Genomic DNA, 11268 nt, shown 5'->3' with positions numbered 1-11268 from the left:
CGCCTTACCGTTCCTCTGCGCGATCGGCCGAGCCGCCGCGGCCCGTCCTGCGCATCCATCGTCCAATAAGCAACATGGCAGCAAATGCCAAGATCAGGCAGGCGCCCACAAGAGCCGGCCTGGTGTTGTCATTTACATATGCCGAAACATCCGGCTGCGTCTGCTCGAATTCAGCCGGATCATATTCGCAGCGCTCTCCATATACCAGCAGGCGCTTGTCGTTCACGCCGATACGCCCCTTGGGATTGAGCGCGTCGGGAGTGGTGGTGCACGTAACCAGCGTGCAGCGATCGCCGTCCTGGGGCGTCACGTCAACCGAACCCGGATCGAGAATCTCCCACGAGGTCACGCGATAGGCAAAGACCTCATCGAGGATATGCACAGCAAACACGTCCCCTGCCTCGAGGGCGCGGATACCGTCGAAGATCCGGTGCTGCTGCATACCGGAATGGCCGGTAAGGAAGCACTGCGAGCGAGCGCCCCCAACGGGCAGCGACGTCTCGGGCTGGTGGCCGACGCCCGCGGAGAGCGCGGGCTCGCCAACGCCGTGGTACACCTTCATCTGGATGTTGGCACGCGGAATCTCGATCCAGCCCATAGCCTCTTCGCCATTCAGCGACAGCTGCTCCTCATAGGGCAGGATATCGGTAACACCCGCAGCGGTCTCATCGACGTAGCCGCCCAGGCGCGCGTTGTACGCACGCGCCTGGGCGAGCAGCCGCTCCTTCTCTTCCGAGGGCACGGTTCCCGCCGTATCCGTCATCTGAGTGACCTCGGACTCCGTGGTAAGGCGGAAATACAGATCGGTCGCAATGGGGGCCAGGCACATCAGCACGCCAACCACGATCACCAATACCGGCAGCAGCCGGCGGCGACCCGAGCAGGGTCGCTTCACCGCATCACGGCGAACGCCATCGCCATGCGATGCCGCTCCGGATTCATACCGCGTATGCCGAGCCTGATACCCCATTGCACTCGATGGCTTCCGTTACTGCTGGTTGGCGCGATCGCGGCGCGAGCGCACGGCGTACCACACCAGGCCGAGCGCGACGACGCCGGCACCAGCCATGCCAACACCCTCGGCACCGGTCATAGCCAGCGCAACGTTCTTGTCGTTCACGGCGGTGACGGACAGCGTGCCCTCGGCCTTGTCGGCAACGACCTCGTCCTTGGCACTCACGATGTCACCCTTGGCCTCGACGGCGAGCGACTTGAGGGTACCGTCGAAGTTATAGTCGGGAGTCACCTTGATCGTGACGCTGGGATTGCTGGGGAGCTCGTACTTCTCCGGGGCCTTGACCTCGGTGAGGGTGAAGGTGCCTTCGTCCATGCCCATAACAGACAGGGTACCGTTGGACGTGGTGAGCGGCTTGGCCTTGGCAGCGGCCTCGTCGAGCGACCAGGTCTTTGCGTCCTTGTCGTAATACTTACCAGCCTCGTTCCTGATGATGAACTCTGCACCATCCAGATTCACATCCGTGTGTTTGTCCTTCTTGGAGAGGTTCAGCAGGAAGGTGTACACGGGCACAGCGCCCTCGGGATCGGCGGTGGTGATGGTCTCGGTGGTCACACCGGGGTTGCTGGAGTACTCGTACTCGACCTTGTTCGCGTTTGCGCCGGGCTTGTTGCTGGCTGCGGGCGTGAGCTTAGCCTTGTACTCGACGACAACCTTTGTAGCATTGGTTGCAGTGGGATCAGCCTTCTTAAGGTCGTTGATCTTCACGGTCATGCCGGTGCCGGTCACGCTCACGGAAACGCCCTCGGCGTTGGTGATCGTCTTATCGCCGGACTTCACCACGACCGAGCCCTCGACGATAGCGAGGTTGGTGGGGGTGTCCTTGATGGTCATGGCGTAAGAGCTGTAGGAGTTGTAGTTACCCGGCAGCGTGGCGGTAACGACGAACGGCAGCTCCTCGCCGATTTGGCCGGAACCGGCCTCGGCGCCACCCATCGTCTTGTCGACGGTGGGGACGCTGGCCTTCTCGAAGACCTCGTTGGCACGGCCACCGAGCGGGAACCAGATGGGGGACGTGGCAACAGCGCCGGAAGCAGCCTTGGTCACGAAGAGGTAGTAGCCCTCTTCATTGGTGAAGGCGGCGTCGGGCTTGACCTCGGCAACGGGCTGAATGCCACTCTCGTTGGCGATCCAAGTCGCAAGCTTCATGCCGAAGGTGCCAGCGGTAAGCGAGCCCTGGCCCTTGATGTCGACCTTGTCGGAAGCAGTGATCTGCCCGCTGATGTACTCGAGCACGTTCTGAGCGAGCTTCTTGTCGCCCTTGTTGGCAACCCACTGGTCATAGCCATTCTTGGTGAGCTCGTTGATCTTGGCGATGAGAGCATCCTTCTTACCGTCATCCACCGAAGCATCCCAATCAACCTTGGAAGCAGCGCTGTCCTTGTCATTGATCACGGCGGTAAACAGACGGTACGCCTGATAGCTCGTCTTCTCGTTGCCGGCAGCGGGGTGGATCGTCACTGTACCGGTCGCACCGGCAGCCCAAGCGGTCATGGGTGCAGCGGCACCCAGCAGCGCGCTACCGCCCAGAGCGGCGGTAACGGCCAGCACCGCGGCGCGGCGCTTCAACCCATTCATCGTGCACTTCTCCATCACGTATTTCTCCCCTTTCGAGATAGTGATGTACCGAACCTTATATGCCACGCGGAATACAGCACGATCCGCGTCTGACACCGTATATAGAAGGACGCCCCTACGCCCTCTGGCACTTGCGGCGGGCACCGGCCACCAGAACCGCGGCGCCAGCGACGACCAGCGTGGCGGCAACGAGCCACCAAGCGGTATCGCCGGTCTGCGGGATGAAGCCGGGCCAGCCGGAGGCGGCCTTCTCGTTCACGAGCTCCAGGCTCGCCGTGGCGCTCTCGGCGTCCACGCCGGCCACGCGCAGCGGCTTGGAGGCCCAGGCGTCAAGCGTGAGGTCACCCTCGCCGGCGTGTACGCCCAACTGGAAGATGGCGGGATCGGCAGCGCGGTAGCCCTTAGGTGCGGAGAGCTCGACCACCTCGTAGGAGCCGTCCGAGAGCACGGGCAGCGCGGGGAACGCGCCGTCCTCGCCCGAGGCGAGCTCGAGGCGCGCGGACTCGGCGCCGAAGGAACCGTCGGCGTGCAACCACTCGCCGCCGCGACGGATCGCGACGACGGCGCCCGCGAGCGGGGCGCCGGAGGCGTCGACCTTGGAGAGCTTGAGGTTGGCCGCGAAGACGCGGGCCGCGGCGGCCGGCGTCTGGCAGTGGCCCGTCCAGGCCTCGTAGCCGGCATGGGCCGAGTTGGAGAGGCCGGCGGCGCCGACCTTGGCGCCGGGAGCGATGGTCATCTTGTAGGAGAGACGCAGCGCGTTGCCCGGCTCGGCGCCCAGGGCGTGCAGATCATCGGAGCCCACGCGGATAGAGCGATCGGATACCTCGACCTCGACGGCGTCCGTCAGGTCGCGGGCGGGCTCGTCGTTGGCCAGCAGCTCCACGCGGATACTATCGGTATCGAGGACGAGGCCCTCGTCCCAGGAGTCGTCGATGGCGAGCGGATAGGCGCGGGCGGCCTCCATGGACAGCGGCAGCGCGGCATCGACGCGGAAGGAGACGACGCGGCCCGAGCCCGCAACAGCCGAGCGGCCCCAGCCGGCGCCGGAGCTCACCTGCTTGCCCACCACCGGGGTATCGGACTTATCGCCCAGCTCGACAGGACCGCCGTCCACCCACGCAAAGAGCGTGCGGCGTCCATGTGCCCGGAGCAGATACCATCCGTCAGGTACCGCAACCGCAGGCCCATCAGCCTTCACGCGCGCTACCGGCGCGGCCCCGGGCACCACATACCCCTCAAGCGCATGGGCGAGGACGCCGGCGTTGTCCACCGATACGTCTGCGCTCACACGCTCCACCAACGCGCGGCCATCCCGGGCAGAGTTCGGAGATGCGGGGTCGTACGCCGGGTACGTTTCGTAGCCGTCGAGCGATACGCCGGAAAGCCCAGGCCAATTAAATTGAGCGTTATCGGGCAATGCGGCATCATCCGCGATGCGATACGCATCGTAGACAGCCGCATCGCCACCATGCGATGACGTGATGTATAGCGAGCCCGCGCCGGCGCGCGCGGGGGCGGGGGCGGCGATAAGCGCCGCGACGCCGATCACCGTTGCAGCGACAACGGCGACGATCTTTCTCAAGTGCTTCATAAGCCATCCCCTCACAGCTTAGAGCTCTCCAGATTCATTTGTCTTACGCATGACAGTATCAGATATAAGTAAACAATTTCAATATCATTTGGTGAGGGGGAAGGGGGTAGCGTCTGGGTTATGCGGAAAATAAACCGCAATAACCATTCGGTACCGATTTTTTACCGCTCAGGCCCGATCCTCCATCAAGCCTTAACAATTGGATAAAAATACAGGGCCCACCAGTTCGGTGGACCCTGTATAGCAGTACGCGCTACAACACCGCGCCGTCGCCGCGAGCGCGCATGCAGGCATCAGACGCGCTCCCTTACGACAGCAGCTCGCGCCCGGAAGCCTCGATCGCGTCGAGCAACGCATCGGCGGCAGCGGCATCCTCGCCCTTGGCGAAGACATACAGCTTGATCTTGGGCTCGGTGCCAGAGGGGCGTACGATAGCTTTGTTGCCGCCCTCGAGGTCGAACTCGATGACATCGGCCTTGGGCAGGCCGTTCACGCACGTAGCGTAGTCGACCACGGCCTCGACCTTCGAACCGGCGATCTCGGCCGGGGCGTTCTCGCGCAGGCCCGCCATGATGCCAGCCATCTTGGCTGCGCCGTCGGCGCCGGGATAGCTCAGCGAGATGGTGCGGTTGTGGTAGAAGCCATGCTTCTCGTACAGCTCGCGCATGGCCTGAACCAGGTTCTTGCCCTGCAGCTTGTAATACTGGGCCATCTGGCAGATGAGCAGCGACGCGTTGACGGCATCCTTGTCGCGCACATGGTCGCCGGACAGGTAGCCGTAGCTCTCCTCGAAGCCGAACATGTAGCGGTCCACCTCGCCGGCGTCGGACAGGCTCGTGATGATATCGCCGATATACTTGAAGCCCGTAAGGCAGCGGCGCAGCTCGAAGCCGTACTCATCGGCCAAAGCATCCACCATGGCGGAGGAAACGATGGTGGTCACGGCAACCTTGTTGGAGAGGTCCTCGCCGCGCTCGGCGCGCATCTTGCAGATGTAGTCGAGCAGCAGAACGCCCATCTCGTTGCCCGTGAGCAGCGTGTAGTCATAGCCATCGGCGCAGGCCACACCCACACGGTCGGCATCCGGGTCGGTAGCCAGCAGCAGGTCCGGGTGCACCTCATCGCACAGGTCGATGCCCTTCTGCATGGCCTCGCGAATCTCGGGGTTGGGATACGGGCAGGTGGGGAAGTCGCCATCGGGGTCGCGCTGCTCGGGAACCACGGTCACATCGGTCACGCCGGCGCGGGCGAGCACGGTGGTAACCGGAATGAGGCCGGTGCCGTTGAGCGGCGTGTAGACGAGCTTGAGCGGTGCGGCCGCGATCTGTTCGTCGGTAAGGTTGTTGATGGACTGCGCGAGGACCGCGTCGTAGTAAGCGTCGAGCACCTCGTCGTCGATCCACTTGACCAGACCCTGCTCCACTGCGGCATCGAAGTCCATGGTCTTCACGTCGGCGAACGGATCACATGCCTCCATAGCTGCGGAGATAGCGGCAGCAGCCTCGCTGGTGATCTGGCATCCATCCGGTCCGTACGCCTTATAGCCGTTGTAGGGCGCGGGATTGTGGCTGGCCGTCATGCAGATGCCGCCGGAGCACTCAAGATAGCGGGTGGCCCAGGACAGCGTGGGCACCGGAGAGATCTTGGGATACACATAGGAGGTCACGCCGTTGGCGGCCAGAATGGCGGCGGTGGTCTTTACAAAGAGCTCGCCCTTGTTGCGACTATCGCGAGCGATGGCAACGGTAGGGTTCTCGAAGTTCTTGACCAGGTAGTCAGCGAAGCCCTGGGTAGCGCGGCCGACCGTGTAGATATTCATGCGGTTGGTGCCGGCGCCGATGGTGCCGCGCAGACCCGCGGTACCGAACGCAAGGTCCTGGAAGAACGCATCCGTGATCGCGTCCTCGTCGCCCGCTTCCTTCATGGCGCGAAGCTCGGCAAGGAGTTCCTCGTCGGTTACGTGAGCGATCCAGGTATCAAGCAGTTCATGCACATCTACCATAGCTTTTGCCTTCCCTTCATTCCCCAAAGTCATATCGCCGCCGCAGAGGCGACAGCGGTTTTGCCGAATGCGCAAGCACCCATGCTTTTGATGATACGGCAACGCATCCCATGAAGGACCGGCGTCCTCGCAGGCGTTTTATTTGTTACGTTATCGGTAGGTTGTCGGCAGGTAAGGCCGCTGCGCAACCAGATGGTGCAGCAAGAGGCAGGCCACCTGCGCCCAAAACCGCTACGCGCCCCGCCCAACGAGCAGCGCCATATAAAAACAAAAACGCGAGGACGAATGCGTCCTCGCGTTTTCATGCGATGGTGGGCCGTCAGGGGTTCGAACCCTGGGCCTTGGGATTAAAAGTCCCCTGCTCTGCCAGCTGAGCTAACGGCCCGCAGCAGGCATTGTACCACGGTCACGCGCAGCAAGGGTCCAGGAACGCGGCACTCCTTACTCCCAGCTCCACTGACCGTTCACGAACACCGGCTCCTCGTTGCCGTCGGCATCGATGCCCGTGATCGCAAGGTCATCGGTGCCAATCATGAAGTCCACGTGCGTTGCCGAGATATTCATGCCGGCAGCACGCAGCTCATCGTTGGACATCTCGTACCCGCCCTCGTAGCACTCGCTGAAACCCGAGCCCAGCGCCAAGTGGCAGCTGGCGTTCTCATCGTAGAGCGTATCGAAGAACAGCAGACCGCTTTCGCGGATAGGGGTGTTCTTGGAAATGAGCGCCACCTCGCCCAGTCTGCGGCCCCCTTCGTCGGTATCGAGGATGCTCGCCAGCGTATCGCGGCCGATGGCGGCGTCGAAGTCGACGACCTTACCGTTCTCGAAACGCAGCCAGAAACGGTCGATCTTGTTACCGTGGCGGATGAGCGGCAGCGCCGAGTACACGATGCCGTCGGCGCGCTCGCAGTCGGGCGAGGTGAAGATCTCCTCGGTGGGGATGTTGGGGAAGAACGGATGCCCGTCGGGCGTCTCGCACTTACCGCCCGCCCACAGGTGCTTGCTTGTAAGGCCGATCGTGATGTCGGTGCCGTTGGAGGCCGTGTAGCGCAACGCGTCGAAGTGGCGCTCGTTCATAAGGCGCAGGTTCTTCTCGAAGGTTGCATCATGCAGCTCCCAAGCGCTCTGCGGATCGGGACCGTCCGCGCGCGCCACCGAGAGGATGGCCTGCCACAGCTTGTAGACGGCAACCTCATCGCACTCTCCCGGGAAGACGTGGCGCGCCCATGCGGCCACGGGGGCGCCGGCGATGCACCACGGGTTGATGTTGAAGTCCAGGCCATGGCGGAACGCACGGCACTGCGTGTTGCACGCCTTGCTTGCGGCGGCGGGCTTTGCCGAATCGATCCCCTTGAGCGCCTCGGGGTCGGCGCCCTCCACAAAGATGAAGCACGCGCCCTGCTCGGCCAGGGAGTCCAACTGCTCGTGCTGCCAGGAGGGAACCGTTTCGAACCACGAGGTCTCGACGTTCTCGTACGTGAGGCGCGTCACCACGTCATCGTTCCAGATCACCGTCACATGGCCGGCTCCGGCCCGATACGCTGCCGCCACCAGCAGGCGCACGAACAAAGCGCACTCAACCGGGGCCTGCACCACGACCTCCTGGCCGTCCTTCACGTTCACACCCTTGCGGACGACCAGCTCGGCGTACCGCTCGATGCTGGGCATCAGGCGCTCCATGCCCACGCGGACCTCTTCCAGACTGTATTTGAGCTCGCTCATAGCGGGCCCCCTTTCCTGTTTGCGTTGAAAAACGGGTGCGTCCGCGGCACCACCGCGCGACGCACCCGTCCTATGATTCCCCTTTGTACCCGGAAAATCGTTCTTACTTGTTCTTGCGCTCGAGCGTTTTGGCATCGCGCGCGGCACGCTTCTCGGCGTCCTTCTTCGAAGCGCGATCGAGCACGTCGTCGATCTTGGCGTCCGACATGCCCTCGGCCGTGGCGCGGGCATGGTTGCGGATGGGACGGATGCGCACCATGTCGTAGATGAAGCCGCCGATGATGCACACGTAGGCCAGTGCGATGGCGATGATCTCGAGCGTCTGGTATTGGCTGCCCGCGGCATCGCCGAAGAACATGAGCATGGCCCAGCCGATGGCGATGAACACGATGCCCAGGATCATGATGCCCCAGAAGACCTTGCGGCGCTTGGGATAGTCGGCGTCCTCGCGCATCAGGATGTTGGACGCCGCGTACACGCGGTCCTCCTGACGACGGAGCTCGGCCTTGCGCGCCTTCTTCTCCTCCTTGGTCAGCTTAGACAGGTCCTCGCCGCGCTCGAGCTGCTTGCGCTTCTCCTTCGAGCTGGCGGGAACCACGCGCACCGACGCGGCGGCGGCGCGGGCCGGCTTGGCCGAACCTGCGGACTTTCGAGTCATGCCAACGCCGGCATGCTCCTGGTTGCGCTTATTCATGGGGCTACGGGTGCTCACGTGTCCTCTACTCCTTCATATGCGTTCTTTGGCGAAAGTCACTTTACCATCGTTGGTATCAAAATAAAACAGGTACCCATCATTCTCAAACGATGGGTACCTTGTGTCTACGCTGGGATTATCGGAGCCAACCGCACCGCATGCGCGAGCCCCGGCCCCTCCGAGCGTCTACTCGATCAAGGCATGCGACCCGGTGCTAGAAGGATCGCTTGCATGCTCGCGCGGCAGGTGGATGGTGAACGTGGTGCCCTTGCCCAGCTCGGATTCCACCGAGATGAAGCCATGATGGCGCTCGACGATCTGCTTCGTCACCGCCAGGCCCACGCCAAGACCGCCCGCCTCGCGCGCACGGCTGGCGTCGGCGCGCCAAAACCGGCCGAAAATGCGCGAAAGGTCTTCCTTGGCAATGCCGATACCCGTATCCGATACCGAGATGAGCAGATGCCGACGGTCGTTTTGCACCTTCACGACAACCCAGCCGTCCTCGGGCGTATAGCGCATCGCGTTGCTCATCAGGTTGATGACGGCCTGCGTGAGCATATCCGAATCGACCTCGATGGTGGCGCTGCGGCCCATCGTCTCGTCGGCAAAGCGCAGGTGCAGGTCGCGCGCATGGAACAGCTGGTGCTGCGTGTTCACGATGTTGCGCACAAGGGCGGCCACATCCACGGGACGCAGGTTGAGCGGTGCCGTTCGGTTCTCCATACGCGACAAATCGAGCATCTGCTGGACCAGGCGCGAGAGACGACGCGTCTCGGACGCCACCGTCTCGAGGTGCTCGGCATCGGTGGGATAGATGCCGTCCTGCATGGCCTCGACCGTGGCGAGCATGGCCTGCAGCGGCGTGCGAAGCTCGTGCGCGACATCCGATGTGAGGCGGCGCTCGTGCTTCAGGTCCTTCTCGAGCGAGGTGGCCATCTCGTCGAAGGTCTCGCCCAGCTGGTCGATCTCGTCGTCGCCCCGCATATTCGTGCGGGCCGAAAGATCGCCGTCGCGGATCTGCTTGGCCGTAGTGGTGATGCGGCGGATGGGATTGGTAAGCATGCTGGATACGAAGAAGCCGATGACCAGCGCTATGGCGATGGCTATGAACGACGCCATGCCCATGGCGTGGAAGGTCTTCTCGCGAAAGGCAGCATCGGCCTTGGTGAGCAAGGCGTCGCTACCCAGGACCCATAGGCGCACGGTTCCCACGCGGTTGCCCTCGGCATCCACGATTTCCTCGGAGACCGCCCCCTCCTTATCGGTGGGCGCGGTGGATACCAGGCTATGCGGACGCCGCTTCTCGGAAGCGGGCGCAGGCGCCGAACCGGCTCCCGAACCCGGCGCGGAATCCTTCTCGGTCTCCGCGGCAAGGGCGCTCGCCGGCCAGGTATCGTCGAAGAGGATATCGCCATCGACATCCACTACCTGCATGCCGATATCGTCCGATAGCAGGTTGGACTCGGCCACCGACGCCAGCGCCGCCGTGGAAAACGAGCCCGTCTCGTTATAGCCCTCGGCAAGCTTCCTTGCCGTGAGCTCGGCGATCTCCACCACGTTTGCCCTGGTGTAGTCGGAAAACGCGCCGCCCCATACAACGGTTACCACGCACACCAGAACAAGCACGGTCATAAACGAGGTAAGGGCAAAAGAAACCGCCATGCGCATGCCGTAGCTCATAACGGTGCGGTAATCGGAACGAGGCGTGTTCCAGCTTGCGCGTGAACTCGCCTCGTCCGTATGCTTATGCTTTTGCCCGATGGTGAACTGAGCGGGGAGCATTACTTCGCGCTACCCTCGCCAGCTTCAGCCGGCTTCGCAGGGGCCTCGAAGCGGTAGCCCACGCCGTGCACGGTGTAGAGCCACTTGGGATGCTTGGGATCGTCGCCGAGCTTGGCGCGCAGGTTCTTCACGTGGCTATCGATGGTGCGCTCGTAGCCCTCGAAGTCGTAGCCCAGAACCTTCTCGACCAGCTCCATACGGTTGTACACGCGACCGGGATGGCGGGCAAGCGTGGTGAGGAGCTTGAACTCGGACGCCGTGAGGTCGACCTCGTGGCCGTCCACCAAGATCTTGTGACCCGAGATGTCGATAACCAGGTCGCCGAAGTCGAGCACCTCGACCTGGGGCTCGTCGGCCAGATGCGTGCGGCGGAAGAGCGCTCGAACGCGGGCCACGAGCTCGCGCGGCGAGAACGGCTTGATGAGGTAGTCGTCTGCGCCCAGCTCGAGACCGATGATGCGGTCCTCCACCTCGCCCTTAGCGGTGAGCATGATGATGGGCACGTCGGAGGTGTCGCGAATCGCACGGCAGACGCGCTCGCCGGACAGCTTGGGGAGCATGAGGTCGAGTACGATAAGGTCGAACTGGTGCTTCTCGAATTCCTCGACAGCGGACTGCCCGTCGCCTACGCCCACGACATAGTAGCCCTCGCGCTCGAGATAGGCCGCAACGGCATCGCGGATAGCCTTCTCGTCTTCAACGAGCAGAATTTTTCTTGCGTCCGAAGCCATAGCGAGGCCTCCTAATCTATAAATCACATAACCTGTCCATTTTAGCGCAGCGGGCGCTAAACTTGCTAACGGAGAACCCCAGCGGTTGGAATGTGCTCCGCATGAGGCAGAATACGGTTATCCTGCCCTTAGGTTCCTATTATGCCCAACTCC

8 protein-coding genes and 1 tRNA gene are annotated in these 11268 nt (G+C 62.9%); all 9 read right to left on the bottom strand.

Features of this window, described 5'->3' with window-relative positions; translation table 11 throughout:
* Nucleotides 1-4: 4 nt before the first annotated feature.
* The gene (locus tag E4J93_RS01860; RefSeq protein ID WP_187231560.1) at nt 5-895 is read right to left on the bottom strand and encodes a sortase; all 891 of its coding nucleotides are present in this window, start codon (nt 893-895) and stop codon (nt 5-7) included.
* 93 nt (nt 896-988) lie between these two features.
* On the bottom strand, nt 989-2593 hold the full coding sequence (locus tag E4J93_RS01855) for an isopeptide-forming domain-containing fimbrial protein (protein WP_222705672.1): 1605 nt from the start codon (nt 2591-2593) through the stop codon (nt 989-991).
* A gap of 115 nt (nt 2594-2708) precedes the next feature.
* Nucleotides 2709-4184, bottom strand: coding sequence for a prealbumin-like fold domain-containing protein (locus E4J93_RS01850; RefSeq protein WP_147587774.1), 1476 nt, complete (start codon nt 4182-4184; stop codon nt 2709-2711).
* Between the two features lie 307 nt (nt 4185-4491).
* Nucleotides 4492-6186 (bottom strand): phospho-sugar mutase, encoded by a 1695-nt coding sequence (locus E4J93_RS01845; RefSeq protein WP_147587773.1) that lies wholly within the window; start codon nt 6184-6186, stop codon nt 4492-4494.
* A gap of 309 nt (nt 6187-6495) precedes the next feature.
* A tRNA-Lys gene (locus E4J93_RS01840) sits at nt 6496-6571 on the bottom strand.
* 56 nt (nt 6572-6627) lie between these two features.
* Nucleotides 6628-7908 (bottom strand): aminopeptidase, encoded by a 1281-nt coding sequence (locus E4J93_RS01835; protein ID WP_147587772.1) that lies wholly within the window; start codon nt 7906-7908, stop codon nt 6628-6630.
* Nucleotides 7909-8011: 103 nt separating this feature from the next.
* Complete coding sequence (locus E4J93_RS01830) at nt 8012-8620, bottom strand: NAD(P) transhydrogenase subunit alpha (protein ID WP_147587771.1); 609 nt, start codon at nt 8618-8620, stop codon at nt 8012-8014.
* A 168-nt stretch (nt 8621-8788) separates the two neighbouring features.
* Nucleotides 8789-10384 carry a cell wall metabolism sensor histidine kinase WalK gene (locus E4J93_RS01825; protein WP_147587770.1) on the bottom strand — a complete coding sequence of 532 codons (1596 nt, stop codon included), beginning with the start codon at nt 10382-10384 and terminating at the stop codon, nt 8789-8791.
* A complete protein-coding gene (locus E4J93_RS01820) occupies nt 10384-11115 on the bottom strand; it encodes a response regulator transcription factor (RefSeq protein ID WP_147587769.1) in 732 nt (243 codons plus the stop codon). The genes E4J93_RS01825 and E4J93_RS01820 overlap by 1 nt, the downstream gene beginning before the upstream one ends.
* Nucleotides 11116-11268: the final 153 nt, after the last annotated feature.

The sequence above is a fragment of the Collinsella sp. BA40 genome, from assembly GCF_008014645.1.
Lineage (GTDB): Bacteria > Actinomycetota > Coriobacteriia > Coriobacteriales > Coriobacteriaceae > Collinsella.
The sequence above is the reverse complement of the archived record's forward strand: the minus strand, read 5'-3'. Positions and strand labels throughout refer to the sequence as shown.

Excerpts from the sequence above, each read along its gene's own strand:
- E4J93_RS01855 (WP_222705672.1), bottom strand. The coding sequence starts at position 2,593 with ATGAATGGGTTGAAGCGCCGCGCCGCGGTGCTGGCCGTTACCGCCGCT.
- E4J93_RS01850 (WP_147587774.1), bottom strand. The coding sequence starts at position 4,184 with ATGAAGCACTTGAGAAAGATCGTCGCCGTTGTCGCTGCAACGGTGATC.
- E4J93_RS01845 (WP_147587773.1), bottom strand. The coding sequence starts at position 6,186 with ATGGTAGATGTGCATGAACTGCTTGATACCTGGATCGCTCACGTAACC.
- E4J93_RS01835 (WP_147587772.1), bottom strand. The coding sequence starts at position 7,908 with ATGAGCGAGCTCAAATACAGTCTGGAAGAGGTCCGCGTGGGCATGGAG.
- E4J93_RS01825 (WP_147587770.1), bottom strand. The coding sequence starts at position 10,384 with ATGCTCCCCGCTCAGTTCACCATCGGGCAAAAGCATAAGCATACGGAC.
- E4J93_RS01820 (WP_147587769.1), bottom strand. The coding sequence starts at position 11,115 with ATGGCTTCGGACGCAAGAAAAATTCTGCTCGTTGAAGACGAGAAGGCT.